The sequence below is a fragment of the Streptomyces sp. CNQ329 genome (assembly GCF_000482585.1).
Map to the genome: position 1 here is coordinate 1 of NZ_AXVU01000054.1, position 15,030 is coordinate 15,030.

11 protein-coding genes and 1 rRNA gene are annotated in these 15,030 nt (G+C 73.8%); 1 reads left to right on the top strand and 11 read right to left on the bottom strand.

All coding sequences use genetic code 11. The features are described 5' to 3' along the window. The 9 genes from I003_RS0126200 to I003_RS0126240 all read right to left on the bottom strand — a co-directional run. Positions 1–159: ribosomal RNA gene (locus tag I003_RS0126200) — 16S ribosomal RNA — on the bottom strand; the annotation flags it as partial. A 335-nt stretch (positions 160–494) separates the two neighbouring features. Beyond that, positions 495–1,112, bottom strand: a complete 618-nt coding sequence (locus tag I003_RS0126205; RefSeq protein ID WP_027774218.1) for a hypothetical protein — start codon at positions 1,110–1,112, stop codon at positions 495–497. Between the two features lie 103 nt (positions 1,113–1,215). Next, positions 1,216–2,679 carry an adenosylhomocysteinase gene (gene ahcY, locus I003_RS0126210; RefSeq protein ID WP_027774219.1) on the bottom strand — a complete coding sequence of 488 codons (1,464 nt, stop codon included), beginning with the start codon at positions 2,677–2,679 and terminating at the stop codon, positions 1,216–1,218. A 357-nt stretch (positions 2,680–3,036) separates the two neighbouring features. Beyond that, positions 3,037–3,960, bottom strand: coding sequence for a cation diffusion facilitator family transporter (locus I003_RS0126215; RefSeq protein WP_027774220.1), 924 nt, complete (start codon positions 3,958–3,960; stop codon positions 3,037–3,039). Between the two features lie 155 nt (positions 3,961–4,115). Beyond that, complete coding sequence (gene manA, locus I003_RS0126220; protein WP_027774221.1) at positions 4,116–5,312, bottom strand: mannose-6-phosphate isomerase, class I; 1,197 nt, start codon at positions 5,310–5,312, stop codon at positions 4,116–4,118. Positions 5,313–5,331: 19 nt separating this feature from the next. After that, a complete protein-coding gene (locus tag I003_RS0126225; protein ID WP_027774222.1) occupies positions 5,332–6,453 on the bottom strand; it encodes an SIS domain-containing protein in 1,122 nt (373 codons plus the stop codon). A gap of 11 nt (positions 6,454–6,464) precedes the next feature. Continuing rightward, the gene (locus tag I003_RS0126230) at positions 6,465–6,677 is read right to left on the bottom strand and encodes a Trm112 family protein (RefSeq protein ID WP_027774223.1); all 213 of its coding nucleotides are present in this window, start codon (positions 6,675–6,677) and stop codon (positions 6,465–6,467) included. Between the two features lie 227 nt (positions 6,678–6,904). Beyond that, positions 6,905–8,263, bottom strand: coding sequence for a phosphomannomutase/phosphoglucomutase (locus tag I003_RS0126235; protein WP_027774224.1), 1,359 nt, complete (start codon positions 8,261–8,263; stop codon positions 6,905–6,907). 130 nt (positions 8,264–8,393) lie between these two features. Continuing rightward, on the bottom strand, positions 8,394–8,843 hold the full coding sequence (locus I003_RS0126240; RefSeq protein ID WP_078564379.1) for a DUF3499 domain-containing protein: 450 nt from the start codon (positions 8,841–8,843) through the stop codon (positions 8,394–8,396). A gap of 352 nt (positions 8,844–9,195) precedes the next feature. On the opposite strand from I003_RS0126240, the gene I003_RS0126245 reads away from it, so the two are divergent. Then, positions 9,196–9,573 (top strand): metallopeptidase family protein, encoded by a 378-nt coding sequence (locus tag I003_RS0126245; RefSeq protein WP_027774226.1) that lies wholly within the window; start codon positions 9,196–9,198, stop codon positions 9,571–9,573. 15 nt (positions 9,574–9,588) lie between these two features. On the opposite strand, the gene I003_RS0126250 is transcribed toward I003_RS0126245, so the two are convergent. After that, positions 9,589–11,145 carry a DUF5719 family protein gene (locus I003_RS0126250; protein WP_027774227.1) on the bottom strand — a complete coding sequence of 519 codons (1,557 nt, stop codon included), beginning with the start codon at positions 11,143–11,145 and terminating at the stop codon, positions 9,589–9,591. Further along, positions 11,142–14,954 (bottom strand): glycosyltransferase family 2 protein, encoded by a 3,813-nt coding sequence (locus I003_RS0126255; protein WP_027774228.1) that lies wholly within the window; start codon positions 14,952–14,954, stop codon positions 11,142–11,144. Before I003_RS0126255 ends, I003_RS0126250 begins: the two co-directional genes overlap by 4 nt. Positions 14,955–15,030: the final 76 nt, after the last annotated feature.

Below are 15,030 nucleotides of genomic sequence, written 5' to 3' on the forward strand. Positions count from 1 at the left end.
CCCGTTTCCAGGGCTTGTCCCAGAGTGCAGGGCAGATTGCCCACGTGTTACTCACCCGTTCGCCACTAATCCCCGGCCGAAACCGGATCATCGTTCGACTTGCATGTGTTAAGCACGCCGCCAGCGTTCGTCCTGAGCCAGGATCAAACTCTCCGTAAATGCATACCTGAAGAGGCTCCGAAAAACCGAGCCCCCGTAGCAGCATCACAGAAACGAGTCTGCCTCGCTTACTGCTGTGTCACTACATCAAACACTTGGCATCGACTACTTGGCACACTGTTGAGTTCTCAAAGAACGGACACTTCCATCAAAACCCTCACCGGGCTTCTCCGGGCGTTTCCCTTCGGTGTTCTGAACCTTACCAGACCTTTTTCGGTGCGAATTCCCGCTCCCGATCGGGTAGTTCAGAGTGCGCTCTGCTTCGGAGTCGACGTGCCCTCCGGCCCGAGCGACGTGAACAGTACCAGGTCAACCGCGGGCGATGCGAATCGCCCTCAGGGGTCGAGGGAGTTGGGCGGGGTGTCGAGTTCTTCGAGTTCGACGCCGGGCGCCGCCAGGACCACGTCACCGGCGATGTGGACCTCGTGCTGTTCGCCCGTCTGCAGGTCGCTGACCTGGTAGTTCTCTACCCGTAGCAGTCCCGTGTCGGCCTCGTGCGTGTCCTCCCCCGTGCGTGTCCAGCCCTGGTCCAGCGTGCGGGGGGCGAGGACCGGATGGGTGAGGGCGACGAGGCGGAGGCGCTGGGGGGTGGGGGTCGGAGGGGTGGTGAGGAGGCGGGTGGTGGCGATGAGGAAGGCCGGGGAGGTACCCGTGAAACCCTGGGCCCGGGCGTTGCCCTCGCGGGCCTCGGAGCCGGTGGGATCCGAGCGGACCCAGGTGACGCCGTCGAGGGCGGCGCCGCGCACCTGCCAGCCGCCGGCCTGGAGTTCGAGGCGGACGGGGCGGCCGTGGCGGTCGATGGTGAGATCGACGGAGCCGGTGGCCGTGCCGTCGGGGGCGGTGGTCCGGGCGGTGTAGCGCCAGCCGGAGGCGCCGGGGGCGCACTGGAAGTGTTCGTCGCCCAGCGGGGTGCCGTCATACGGGTCGTGGAGGGAATAGCGTCCGCGCGGCATGTCCGGCACCCTACGCGGGCGCCTGCCCCCGGACGCGAGGCCGCCCGCCCGGGAGAGCCCCGGGCGGGCGGCGTTGGTTCGCGGATCGGGGCCGGTGGCGGAATCAGTACCGGTAGTGGTCCGGCTTGTACGGGCCTTCGACCTGCACGCCGATGTACGACGCCTGCTCCGGCCGGAGTTCGGTGAGCCGGACGCCGAGGGCGTCGAGGTGGAGACGGGCGACCTTCTCGTCGAGGTGCTTGGGCAGCACGTAGACACCGGTCGGGTACTCGGAGGTCTTCGTGAACAGCTCGATCTGGGCGATCGTCTGGTTCGCGAAGGAGTTGGACATGACGAACGACGGGTGGCCCGTCGCGTTGCCGAGGTTCAGCAGGCGGCCCTCGGACAGGACGATGAGGACCTTGCCGTCCGGGAAGGTCCAGGTGTGCACCTGCGGCTTGACCTCGTCCTTGACCACGCCGGGGAGCTTGGCGAGGCCGGCCATGTCGATCTCGTTGTCGAAGTGGCCGATGTTGCCGACGATCGCCTGGTGCTTCATCCGCTGCATGTGCTCGGCGAGGATGATGTCCTTGTTGCCGGTGGCGGTGACGAAGATGTCGGCGGTCTCGACGACGTCCTCCAGACGCGCCACCTGGTAGCCGTCCATGGCCGCCTGCAGGGCGCAGATCGGGTCGATCTCGGTGATGATGACCCGGGCGCCCTGGGCGCGCAGGGACTCGGCGCAGCCCTTGCCGACGTCGCCGTAGCCGCAGACGACCGCGGTCTTGCCGCCGATGAGGACATCGGTGGCGCGGTTGATGCCGTCGATGAGGGAGTGGCGGCAGCCGTACTTGTTGTCGAACTTCGACTTGGTCACCGAGTCGTTGACGTTGATGGCCGGGAAGAGCAGCGTGGCGGCCTGGTGCATCTCGTAGAGCCGGTGGACGCCGGTGGTGGTCTCCTCGGTGACGCCGCGGATCTCGGAGGCGAGCTGGGTCCACTTCTGCGGGGTCTCGGCGACGGTGCGGGTGAGGAGCTGGAGGATGACGCGCTCCTCGTCGCTCTCCGCGGTGTCGGGCGAGGGGACCTTGCCGTCCTTCTCGAACTCGACGCCCTTGTGGACGAGCAGGGTGGCGTCACCGCCGTCGTCGAGGATCATGTTCGGGCCGCCGGTGGCGGTGCCGGGCCAGGTCAGCGCCTGCTCCGTGCACCACCAGTACTCCTCCAGCGTCTCGCCCTTCCAGGCGAAGACGGGGATGCCGCGGGGGTCGTCCGGGGTGCCGTCGGGGCCGACGGCGACCGCCGCGGCGGCGTGGTCCTGGGTGGAGAAGATGTTGCACGAGGCCCAGCGGACGTCGGCACCGAGGGCGGCCAGGGTCTCGATGAGAACCGCGGTCTGCACGGTCATGTGGAGCGAGCCGGTGATGCGGGCGCCGGCGAGCGGCCGGGCCTCGGCGTACTCCTTGCGGATGGCCATGAGGCCGGGCATCTCGTGCTCGGCGAGCTGGATCTCCTTGCGGCCGAAGGCGGCCAGGGACAGGTCGGCGACCTTGAAGTCCGGGCTCGTGGCTGTGTTCGTGGAAGTCACGTCGCAACTCCTTGAGGGTGGTCGGGTTCCCTGAGCGCAGACGGACGAGTACGGCACCTGCCCACGCGGGCGTACGGGCACACCGGTCCCTCTGCAGCTCAGTCCGCCGGAGGCCCTCTCTCCCCCTCGGCCGGCCCGCTCGCGGGCCACCCGATCGCCATCAGCAGCGACGTCTGGCTCTGCCCCTTGAATCTACCGCAGGCTGCCCTCACCGCGGCGGCATGGGGACAACGGGAACTGGCCATCCCGCGGAGCGGACAGTCGGTGAGACAGCCGAACGGGCACGCCGGTGCGGTCCCGGCTTGCTCCGGGGTCCGGCCGCGGAGGGCCGTGACGGCGCGGGCCCTTCGGCTTCCGTTACGTGTCGGCCTTCGCGCGGGCGATGTCGGGCTCCAGGTAGATCATCCGCGCCACCGGCACCGCTTCCCGCACCCGGGCCTCCGCGGCGTCGATGGCCCGCGCCACCTCGCCCGCCGTGTCGTCGTGCTGCACCGCGATCTTCGCGGCGACCAGCAGCTCGTCCGGGCCAAGGTAGAGGGTCTTGAGGTGGATGACCTGGGTGACGGCGTCGCCGTCGACGAGCGCGGTGGCGATGGCCTCCACGTCGGCGTCGCCGGCGCCCTCGCCGAGGAGGAGGCTCTTGGTCTCGATGGCGAGTATGACGGCGATGATCAGCAGCAGGACGCCGATGCACACCGTGCCCACGCCGTCCCAGACGCCGTTGCCGGTGGCGAGGGCGATGCCGACGCCGAAGAGGGCCAGAACCAGGCCGACGAGTGCGCCGAGGTCCTCCAGCAGCACCACGGGCAGTTCGGGTGCCTTGGAGCGGCGGATGAACTGCCACCAGCCCTGGCTGCCCCGTACCTCGTTGGACTCCTTGATGGCGGTGCGGAAGGAGAAGGCCTCCGCGATGATCGCGAAGACGAGGACACCCACCGGCCAGTACCAGTGGTCGATCTCGTGCGGGTCCTCGATCTTGTGGTAGCCCTCGTAGACGGCGAAGAGACCGCCGACCGTGAAGAGCACGATGGAGACGAGGAACGCGTAGACGTACCTCTCGCGGCCGTAGCCGAAGGGGTGCTCCTTCGTGGCGGCGCGCTGGGAGCGCTTGCCGCCGAGGAGGAGCAGGGCCTGGTTCCCGGAGTCGGCCAGGGAGTGCACGGCCTCGGCGAGCATGGAGGACGAGCCGCTGAAGGCCCAGGCCACGAACTTCGCGCCGGCGATCGCCAAGTTGGCGCCGAGCGCCGCGAGGATCGCCTTCGTACCACCGCCTGCAGCCATGTGCCGCCGGTTTCCCTTCCGTTCCGCAGGGGCGGCGGGAGGCCGCGCCCTGTCACGGCGGGACATTCTGTCAGCACCGCGGGCGGTGGGCGCAAGCCCCGGCGTCCGGGGCTGTGGACAACCGGCGGCGGGCGCGCCGGGCCGGTCGGCGGTGGTCAGCCGGCCGTCGTGGCGCGGAAGAGCGTGCCGGAGCCGGTGGCGTGCAGCGTGCCGTCCGCGGCCGGGATGAAGGCCGACTCGCCGCGGTGCAGGGCCAGGTGCTCACCCGCGGCGTTGGTCAGCTCGGCGCTGCCCTCGGTGACCAGCAGGATCTGCGGGCCCGCACCGGGCGCCGGGGCGGTGACGGTCACCGGGCCGGCGTCGAGGTCGTGGCGGTAGAGGCGGAAGTCGTCGACGGGTACGGCGTAGCCGCCGTCGGCGCCGGCCCGCAGCACCTCGGGGGCGCGCGGGGTGAAGGAGACGATCTTCAGCAGCTCCGCTACGTCCACGTACTTGGGCGTGAGGCCGCAGCGCAGCACGTTGTCGGAGTTGGCCATGATCTCGACGCCGACGCCGTCCAGGTAGGCGTGCGGGACGCCGGCGCCGAGGAAGAGCGCCTCGCCGGGCTGCAGTCTGACGACGTTGAGCAGGAAGGCGGCGACGACGCCGGGGTCGCCCGGCCAGGAGCGGGCCAGGGCCCCGTAGGCGGCGTAGTCGACGGCGTACGGGGAGGAGGTGATGCCCAGCCTCTCCGCCGCCAGGCCCGCGGCCTCGACGGAGGGCGCCAGCTCGTCGCGGTCGGCGCGCAGCACGCCGGCGAACACCTCGCGCAGCGCGTCCTCCTCGGGCTGCGCGCGCAGCGTGTCGGCGTACGGCTTGAGTCCGTCGACGCCGAGGCCGTCGAGGAGGTCCGCGGCCTCCGCCGGCCGGCGGAAACCGCACAGACCCTCGAAGAGCGTCAGGGCGCAGATCAGCTCGGGCTTGTGGTTGGTGTCCCTGTAGCTGCGCTCCGGAGCGTCGGCCGGTACGCCGCGCTGCTCCTCCTCGCGGTAGCCGGCGCGGGCCTGGGCGAGGTCGGGGTGGACCTGGAGGGACAGCGGGGCGGCGGCGGCCAGCACCTTGAGCAGGAACGGCAGCCGGGGCCCGAAGCGCGCCACCGTCGGCGAGCCCAGCTCGGTCTCCGGGTCGCCGTCGATCACCTGGTCCAGGGGGACGGGCCCGCCTCCGCGGTCGAGGCGGGACGGCGCGCCGGGGTGCGCGCCCATCCACAGCTCGGCCTGCGGCTCGCCGGTCGGGTCGGTGCCGAGCAGCTCGGGGATCGCGGTGACGGAGCCCCAGGCGTACGGGCGGACGGTGTTGTTCAGGCGGTCCATAGGCCCATCCTCATACGGATCAGGCGGAACCCGCAGCCAGGGCGAGGTAAACGGTGGTGAAGTCGGCGGTGGCGATCAGCTCGCCGGCCGCCTCCAGAGGCGCCCCGTCGGACGGCTCCAGCTCGCTGACGGGGGTGCCCTGGGCCGAGGCCAGCTCGCGGACCGCGGGGGCGGCCTCGCGCGGGGTGCGGGCGGTGTCGGCGGACTCGTCGTGCATCAGGACGATACGGGCGCGGAGCGCGGCGGGCTCCTCGACGCGGTCGCGGAAGATGTCGTCGGGGTCGGCGCCGGACGTGAACGCCTCGGACAGCAGCATGCCGTGCGCGGCGAGCGCGTCGGGCAGCGCCGCGGGCAGCGCGGGGCGGCCGGCGACGGCGGCCAGCCGGCGGGCGAAGTAGCGCGCGGCGACGCCCGCGACGGGGCCCTCGCTCCACAGCAGCGGCAGCGACTCGGCCAGCTCGGCGGCGAGGGTCTTGGCGGGGTTCGCGTACGTCTCGATGGCCGGCCCGCAGCGCTCGGCGACGATGTCGAGGCGGTCGGCGACCCGGGAGAGGAGGTCGTCGGGAGCCTCGATCAGCCCGATGCGGTCGGCGAGCGCGAGGAGCGGGGTGAGCAGCGGCCAGAGGCCGCCGGTCTCGATCTGCTCGCCGGGGGCGCGCAGCAGCGGCAGCGCGAGGCCGCGGGAGGTGACGATCTCGGTGACCGCGGAGGTGCGGGGGGCGACGGCGGCGACGGTGCAGCCGCGCCGGTACGCCTGCTCGACGAGCGCGGTGAGGCCGGGCTCGCGGCCGTAGTCGGTGGCGAGGAGCAGCAGGTCGTACGGGCCGGCCCAGCCGGGCAGCGTCCAGTTCAGGGCGCTGGGCTCGGGGCGGGGGCCGGTGGGACACAGGGCGCTGACGGGGCAGGCGCCGCCGGTCAGCGCACGCAGCACGTCGGCCGTGGTGTACGCGACGGGGCCGGGGCCGGCGACGAGCAGGGCCCGGGGGCGGCCGTCGGGCCGGACCCGGGCGAGGTCGGACTCGGCGGCCTGGCGGGCGGCGATACGCATCTGGGCGCCGGCCTGGGCGGCGGTGCGCAGCAGGCCGCGGGCGTCGGCGCGGCCGAGTTCCTCGGCGTCGTCGAGCAGCGACTCGTCGAGCATGGCGGCGGGGCCTAGGCGGGGCGGCGGGCTTCGTCCACGAGCAGGACGGGGATCTCGTCGCGTACGGGGTAGACGAGGCCGCAGGTGTCGGAGGTGCACTGCAGCTCGGGTTCGCCGGGGGCGCCGGAGGCGCCCTCGCCTGCCCCGCCGTCCTTGCTCTCGCGCAGCGGGGCGTGGCAGGCCGGGCAGGCGAGGATCTCCAGGAGGCTGGCGTCGACCGGCATGTACGTCCCCTTCGGCTGGCTGCGGCGGTGCTGGGCTCGGCTGTGCGTACGAGCGGCAGGCGCCAGCCTACCGCCGGGCGTACCGGCCCGCCCGCGCGCGGGCGGGCCTTTGTGGACGGCACCCCGGGGCGCGGGTGGGCAGTGGGCGGGGTAAGGGCCGTGTGCCCCGGGGCCGTGCCCCTTACCGCCCGGTCCGCGGCGCCGCCTCCCCCGGAGTGCCCGCCGGGTCAGCCGCGTACCAGCGCCAGCGCCTCGTCCCGTACCCGCGCCATCGTCTCCGCGTCGCCCGCCTCCACGTTCAGCCGGAGCAGCGGCTCCGTGTTGGACGGCCGCAGGTTGAACCACCAGCCGTCACCGGTGACCGTCAGCCCGTCCAGCTCGTCGATCGTGACGCCCTCGCGTCCCGCGTACGCGGTCTTGACCGCGGCGAGCCGTCCGGCCTGGTCCTCGACGGTGCTGTTGATCTCACCCGAGGCCGCGTACCGGGCGTAGGAGGCGACGAGCTGCGACAGCGGCCCGTCCTGGCCGCCGAGCGCGGCGAGGACGTGGAGGGCCGCGAGCATGCCGGTGTCGGCGTTCCAGAAGTCGCGGAAGTAGTAGTGCGCGGAGTGCTCGCCGCCGAAGATGGCGCCGGTCTTGGCCATCTCCTCCTTGATGAAGGAGTGGCCGACGCGGGTGCGTACGGGCGTGCCGCCGTGCTCCCTGACGACCTCGGGCACGGACCACGACGTGATCAGGTTGTGGATGATCGTGCCGCCGCCGTTGCGCTCCAGCTCGCGCGCGGCGACCAGGGCCGTGATCGCGGACGGCGGGACCGGGTCTCCGTTCTCGTCGACGACGAAGCAGCGGTCGGCGTCGCCGTCGAAGGCGAGGCCCGCGTCGGCGCCGGTCCTGCGGACCTCGGCCTGCAGGTCGACGATGTTCTTCGGATCGAGCGGGTTGGCCTCGTGGTGGGGGAAGGTGCCGTCCAGCTCGAAGTACAGGGGGACGAGGTCGATGGGCAGCGGCTCGAAGACGCTGGGCACCGTGTGGCCCGCCATGCCGTTGCCGGCGTCGACGACGACCTTCAGCGGCCGCACGGCGCTGAGGTCGACCAGGGAGCGCAGGTGGGCCGCGTAGTCGGCGAGGAGGTCGGTCTCCGTGACAGTGCCGGGCCGTGCGACGGGCTCGGGCGGCCCCTCGGCCTGCCACCGCTCGACCTTGGCGCGGATCTCGGCGAGCCCGGTGTCCTGGCCGACGGGCGCGGCGCCGGCGCGGCACATCTTGATGCCGTTGTACTGCGCGGGGTTGTGGCTGGCGGTGAACATCGCGCCGGGCAGGTCGAGATGGCCGCTGGCGAAGTAGAGCTGGTCGGTGGAGCAGAGTCCGATGAGGACGGCGTCCGCGCCGCGGGTGACGGCGCCGCGCGCGAACGCGGCGGCCAGCGCGGGCGACGACGGGCGCATGTCGTGGCCGACGACGATCTTGTCGGCGCCGGTGGTTTCGGTGAAGGCGGCGCCGAAGAGCTCGACAAGCGGCTCGTCGAGCTGCTCGGGGAAGACGCCGCGTACGTCGTACGCCTTCACGATCGTCGAGAGATCGGTCACGGTTTACCGCCCTTCGCACGCTGCTGAGGCTTGCACAGTACGCGATGGAGCGGACACGCGCCGTCCGGGGCGGGGCCGCCGGGCGGCCGTACGGAGCGGCCCGGCGGGCCACGGCAGGGGCGGGCGGCGCTCAGCCTTCCGGGGAGCGGAGCACCCGCAGGTGGGCGCGGCGGGCGACCTCCATGGGGTCCGCGTCCCGCCCGCCGGGGGCCGCGGCGCGCGGGGCTGCCTTGCCGTCGCCCTCGGCCGCCGCGCGGGGCGGGCGGGCCGCTTCGCGTACGGCGTTGGCCAGGGCCTCCAGGTCGTCGCCGCTGGGCCGGGCGGGTCCCGAGGGGACCGCGAGCCGGACGACCTCCCAGCCACGCGGGGCTGTCAGCCGCTCGGAGTGCTCCGTGCACAGGTCGTAACAGTGCGGCTCGGCATACGTCGCGAGAGGGCCGAGGACGGCGGTGGAGTCGGCGTAGACGTAGGTGAGCGTCGCGACGGCGGCACGGCCGCATGCGGTGCGCGAACAGCGACGTACAGGGCTCACGACGTTGGACGGTACCGCACTCCTGAGCGGGCCGCGACGACTCACCATCGCGTCACCCACCCGTGTCGTCAGCCGTCCGGCGCGAAGCCGGTCGCGTATGGCCGAGTTGACCTGCGATGTCGGTCACATCGGCGGTGGGTACGACGTTGCAAGTGATCAACTCTGGCGGCAAATCGTGTCAATGCAACCGGTTTCGGTGGACTTCGGTCCGTTCATCTGCGGGCTGATTCCCGTGCCGACCGTTCACTTCGCGACATTCCCGGGGTTGCCCGGGGATGGTCTGCGGCGGGCCCGGCGCGGGCTACGCTCATCGGTGATGGAGCACACAGAAAGACCGGCGCCGCCCCCAGAGCCCCCGCCGCGTCCGCGCGGCCGCACCCGCGACCGCCACGGCCGCGGCATGCGGGGTCCTGTGGCACCGCCCCAGGTGCCGCTGGCGGTCAGCCGCTCGGACGCCTTCGTCGACCTGGTGCACGAGTCCGCCACCCGCCTCGAACGCCGCTGGCCGCAGCTCTCCGGCGTCGAGTTCGCCGTCCTCGACGTTCCCGGCGGCAGCGGCCCGGCCGGCTGGGAGGACGACGGCGGGGTGCCGCTCGGCAAGCTCGTCACGGGCGGCGGGGTTCCGGACCGCATCGTCGTCTACCGCCGCCCCGTGGAGATCCGCACGAAGAACCGTGATGAGCGTGCGCTGCTGGTTCACGAGGTGATCGTCGAGCAGGTCGCGGAACTCCTCGGCGTCGCCCCGGAGTCGGTGGATCCGCAGTACGGCCAGGACTGAGGGCGGCGCCCCGGGTCAGTCCGTGAGGACGCCCAGCTCCTGCTCCGCGTCGGGGACTTCGACCATGCCGTTGTCATCCGGGAGGGTCTGGACCGTGAACATCGGGATGCCGTCCTCCTTCGTCTCCAGCGTGCGCGAGGCGTAGAGCTCGCCGCCCGAGACCCGTTCGACGGTGAGCGCGAACGTGCCCTTCGTGCCGGACGACTTCGGAGGCTCGACGGTCAGGGTCGTGCGGGGCTTGACGGTGTACGTCTCCTCCGCGGGCTCGCCGCCCTCGCTGCCCGGCGAGGCGGTCACCTTGACCTCGACGGCCTTGCCGGGCGCGGTCAGGGACAGGCTCGCGGCCTTCGGCCAGTTCCCGGAGGCGGTGGTGCGGTCCTCGACCGGCGCGGAGGAGGGGATGAACGCCATCTCCTGTTCGGTGTTCTTGCCGCGGGTCACGCGCAGGGCGGCGACGATGCGTGCCGTACTGCCGTCCTCGGGTTCCAGGATCAGCGAACCGGCCTCGCCCTGGGTGAGTTTCTGCATGTCGATCGCCGTCGTCATCCCGCTCTTCGCGTGCACCGACTCGTACCCCGCCGGGGTGATCGAGCCGCTGGGACCGGCGAGCTTCACGGCGAGGTCGGCGTCGTCCTCGCCCGGGACGTAGATGACGAGGCGCACGGAGGTCGCGTCGCCGGGGACGCCGGGGAGGACCGCGCCGGGGGCGGGCTCGGAGACGGGCTGGAGCCAGTCGCCGCCGAGCTGCTCGTCGGTGGCGTGGACGGCGGCGCCGACGCGGCCGGAGCGGACGGCGACGTGCACCGCGACGTTGATCGACGGCTCCTCGGCGATCGTGGAGAGCAGCACCGAGACGCTGGAGCGGGCCGGGATCTGGATGCCGTCGCCCGCCTCGCTCTCGACCGCGCCGTCCTTGTCGAACAGCTCCAGGTCGACGACGGCCGCCTCGTCGTCGGGGTTGGTGAGCTGCACGTAGTCGCGGCGCTCGTCGATCGTGCTGGCACCGGCGAACCAGAACTCGCTGTCCGGTGCCGTGCAGCGCGCACCGGACAGGCCGCGGCCGTCGCCGGCGGAGACCAGGGTGGTCTGCTGCACGCTCCAGCCGGGGGCGAAGTCGCCTTCCGCGGAGCCGACGAGCGCGGGCGCCTCGGCCTCGTCGGTGGTCGCCGCGACGGGAGTGCCGGCGCGCTTCAGGGGAGCGACGGGGTCGGGGGCGTCCTTCTGCTTCTGTCCGTCCTGTCCGTCCTTCTTGCCGCCGTCGTCCTTGCCGGCGTCGTCGTCCTTCTTCTCCTGTTCCTCGGCGGCTTCGGACTCGGTCGTGGCGGGCAGCAGTTCGGCGCTGCCCTCGTCGCCGTCGCCCGGAGGCACGTAGGAGGTGTACGTCGTCTCGCCCACCTCCGTGTCGCCCGGCTGCGGGCACAGCAGGGTGGAGCGCTGGACGGCGATGCGTTCCGCGGCGGAGGCCGCGCCGGCGCCGTCGGCCTCGTCGCCGGGGACGGTGAGGGTGGCGATCCCGGCGGTGACCGCGAGCGCGGCCACGGCGGCGATCAGGGGGAGGGGGCCGGTCTTCACGCGTTGTCGCTCCCGTCCCGCTCGGCGCCCGCGCCGTAGGTGCGTTGGTCGTAGTACGGGCCGGGGTGCCGGCCCGCGCCATAGGGGTCCTGCTCGCCGTCGCCGTAGCCCTGGCCGCCCTGCTGCGGCACCGCGGGGGCGCCGGGCTGCCGCTCGCCCTCGTACGCACCGGGGTCGTACTGCGGCTCGTAAGGCGCCTCGTACGACGTCCCGTCGTACTGCCGGCCGTAGCCGGCGGCGCCGTCCCATTCGTAGCCCTGCGGCGGGGCCGCGTAGGGGTCGGCGACCGCCGGGTCCCCGTAGCCCTGCTCCGCCTGTCCGGCGCCGGGCACCGGCGCCGCGGCCCAGGCGGGCTGCTCGTCGGGCGAGCCGGAGAGCGGAGCCGGCGGCATCGGGGGCGGCTCCGGCAGAGCCGGCGCGTCCGCGCCCTCCGGTGCTCCGGCGCCGCCGGCTTCGGCCTCCGCGGCGGCAGCCGCCGCCCGCAGCCGCCGTGCGCGCCGGCCGTCGCCCTCCAGGGCCTGCGCGGGCACCGCCGGCGTACCCGCCTCGGGCAGATCGTCGTCCACGTCGCGCCGCCGCCCGGGCAGCGCCAGCACCAGCACGACGAGAAGCGCCGCGCCGCGCGCCCAGGTCCACGCCGTGTGGGTGACGGCGGTGTCGTACGTGACGTCCAGCCGCCCGCCGCCGGCGGGCAGTTCGAAGCCCTGCGCCCAGCCGTCGACCGTCGTGGCCTCCAGCGGCTCGCCGTCCAGGGTGGCCCGCCACCCGGCGCTCACCGCGTCCGCGAGCCGCAGTACGCGGCCTTCGGGGCCCTCGTCGAGGTCCGTGTGCACCTCGACGGGCCCGGCGGGCACCGGCACCGGCTCGGTGGCGGCGCCCCGCCCCCCGCCCTCGCCGGCGATCACGGTGGCCCGCGAGACGCGCGTGTCGACGCGCCACAGCGCGCCGCCGTCCTGCTGGCTCAGCCGGGTCAGCCCCGGGGTGGCGTCGAGTACGCGCCCGAAGGCGCGCGGGGCGTCGTTGCGCACGAGCACGTAGCGCACGGCGTAGGCGCCCAGTTCCGCCGACTGGTCGGCACCCGAGCCGGCCACGAGCCCGGAAACGGTGCCGGAGAGCCGGGAGTTGCCGCCCCCGGCCGCGGCCAGCTCGGCGTCGCCGAGGCGGGCGCCCGAGCCGCGTACGAGCATGTACTCGACCTCGCCGACCGACCCGCCGACGACCAGCGTGCGCGGCTGGTCCGCCGTGCGGCTCTCCTCCGCCACGAACGCGGGCACCTGCTCGGCGTCACCGCGCTCCAGCGGTCCGTCGGCCCCGCGCCACATCCACCCGGCCGCCAGCACCAGCGGCCCCACCGCGCAGGCGGCGGCGACGAGCACCGCGGCGGGCTGCTGCCAGCCGAAGGACTGCTCGGCGACGCGCTGCCGGGCCCCGTCGGCGCCGATGACGGCGGCGGTCAGCAGCGCCAGCCCGTAGACGAGGGTCTGCGGCCCGGTCCAGCCGTCGCCCGCGCCGGCCGCGGCGAGCAGCCCGGCGACGGCCGCCACGGCCCACGCGGCGGCCACCGGCAGCCGCCGGTCGGAGCGCAGCAGGGCGGCCAGCGCGGCGAGCAGGACGCCGAGAAGCAGCACCCCTCCGCCCGCGTTGGGGCCGCCGGGCGAGGCGAGCAGCAGGCCGAGCGGGCTGACGTCGCTGACGGCGGTGTCCAGGCCGGCCTCGGTGAAGAAGCCGGAAGGACCGGTCAGCAGGTCGAGCGACCAGGGCGCGAGCAGCACCACGGGGGTCACCAGGACGGCCAGGTGACGCAGGGCGAGCCCGACGGGGCTCTGGCCGCGCGTGACGTACCAGGCGGCCAGCGCGGCGGCCAGGCAGCCGGCGAGCAGCCACACGACGGGCGTGAAGGCGGTGGTGACGGTCAGCAGCAGCGCGTACGCCCAGGCAGCGCGCCAGCTCGCCCGGCCGCGCAGCCCGCTCGCGGCGACCGCCGCGCGGGCGAGGAGCGGCAGCAGCACGGCGAGCACCGCGGTGCCGATGCGGCCGGTGGCGAGTGCGCCGGTGGCGGCCGGGAGAAAGGCGTACGCGATGCTGCCCCAGGCGCGCAGCAGCCGGGAGCTGACGAGCGGCCGGGAGGCGAAGTACGCGGTGACGCCGGCCAGCGGCACCGAGCAGACGAGCAGCAGGGTCAGCGCGGCGTTGGTGCTGCCGAACAGGACGGTGCCCAGGCCGGCGAGGAACGCCAGGTAGGGCGGCGCGTCCTGGGTCCCGCCGGTGCCGACGGGGTGCCAGGAGTCGGCGTACGAGGCCCAGAGGTCCCCGGCGTCGGCGGGGGCGGGCAGCAGTGCGCCGCCGATGAGGGCGCCGCCGCCGATCAGCTCACGGCAGGCGATGAGGGCGACGAACAGCAGGACGGCGAAGAGCACCGGGCCGGGCTTGCGCGCCACCCGCTTCAGCCGGGCGAACTGTTCGACTTCGAGAAAGTCGGCGTCCTCGTCGCCCGGCCCGCTCTCGACGGCGCCGCCGTGCCGGCCGCCGCCGGACAGCTCGGGTTCGGAGCGGCCGCTGAAGTTGTTGAGCACCTGCTCGACGGTGGCGCGTACGGTCGCGCCACGGCCCGGGAAGAGGGGTTTGAGGTCGCTGGGCGGCACGGCGGCCTTGCCGCGCCGGCGGCGGGCGGCGGCGATGCGGTGCGGGCTCAGCAGCACACTGCCGAGGCCGGCGACTTCGTCGAGGGCCTGGCGCGGGACCTTGCCGACGAGGTACGCCAGCGTGCGCAGCAGGGTGCCCAGGACGAGCCGGAAGGCGATGTACGGCAGGGCCGCCGCGGTGCAGTTGACGAGGAGGGTGTAGGCGGCGCCGGCCTTGTCGACGCGGTGCGGGCTCGCCGAAGTGCGTTCGGAGCGGCCGATGCAGTCGATGGAGCGCCGTTCGCGGGCGGCGGCCTCGGCGTGCCGCATGATGGCGTCGGGCTGGACGACGACGCGGTGGCCGGCCTTGTGGGCACGCCAGCACAGGTCGACGTCGTCGCGCATGAGGGGCAGCCGGGCGTCGAAGCCGCCGAGTTGGTCGAAGACGTCGCGGCGGACGAGCATGCCGGCGGTGGAGACGGACAGCACGTCGCGGATGCCGTCGTGCTGGCCCTGGTCCTGCTCGCGGCGGTCGATGCCGGTCCAGCGGCGGCCGCTGTGGGCGAGGGAGACGCCGGCTTCCAGCAACTGCCTGCGGTCGTACCAGCCGCGCAGCTTGGGGCCGATGATCGCGGCGGAGGGCATGTCGTCGGCGACGCGGAGCAGGGCGGCGAGCGCGCCGGGCTCGGCGGCGCAGTCGTCGTGCAGCAGCCACAGCCACTGCACCGGCTCGCCGTGCGGGAACTCCGGCATGTCGTACGCGTCGTCGCGCCACCTGCGGCTGACGGGGTCCCAGCCGCTGGGGCGGCGCAGGTAGGGCAGTTGCTCGGGGGTGAGCACGCCCGCGGTACGCGCGGCCTCGGCGGCGGCGGTGCCGAACCCGGTGCGGCGGGCGAGGTGGAGCACGCGCTCGGCGCCGAGGGCTTCGGTGAGGATGCGGGCGGAGCCGTCGGCGCTGCCGGTGTCGGCGGCGATGACGTTCTGCACGGGGCGCTCCTGCGCCGTGAGCGCGGCGAGGGCGTCGGGCAGCCACCGTTCGCCGTCGTGCGAGACGAGCACGGCGGTGACGACGTGCCGCGGGAAGGCGGGGGTGCCGTCGGGGGCCGTGGCCGTCCCGGTGCGGCCTGCTGCGTCGGCTGCGGCGGCCGGATAGCCGGCCGCGTGGTCAGCGTTGCTGTGCTCGGACATCGAGGTGCGGACCCCTTGCGGAGTCCGGGGTCACCTCCCGGGAATGTGGCGGCTGTCGTGGACGGTGCCCCACACT

Coding starts and splice junctions, on each gene's coding strand:
- I003_RS0126205 (WP_027774218.1), bottom strand. CDS start 1,112: ATGCCGCGCGGACGCTATTCCCTCCACGACCCGTATGACGGCACCCCG.
- I003_RS0126215 (WP_027774220.1), bottom strand. CDS start 3,960: ATGGCTGCAGGCGGTGGTACGAAGGCGATCCTCGCGGCGCTCGGCGCC.
- manA (WP_027774221.1), bottom strand. CDS start 5,312: ATGGACCGCCTGAACAACACCGTCCGCCCGTACGCCTGGGGCTCCGTC.
- I003_RS0126225 (WP_027774222.1), bottom strand. CDS start 6,453: ATGCTCGACGAGTCGCTGCTCGACGACGCCGAGGAACTCGGCCGCGCC.
- I003_RS0126230 (WP_027774223.1), bottom strand. CDS start 6,677: ATGCCGGTCGACGCCAGCCTCCTGGAGATCCTCGCCTGCCCGGCCTGC.
- I003_RS0126240 (WP_078564379.1), bottom strand. CDS start 8,843: ATGGTGAGTCGTCGCGGCCCGCTCAGGAGTGCGGTACCGTCCAACGTC.
- I003_RS0126245 (WP_027774226.1), top strand. CDS start 9,196: ATGCGGGGTCCTGTGGCACCGCCCCAGGTGCCGCTGGCGGTCAGCCGC.
- I003_RS0126255 (WP_027774228.1), bottom strand. CDS start 14,954: ATGTCCGAGCACAGCAACGCTGACCACGCGGCCGGCTATCCGGCCGCC.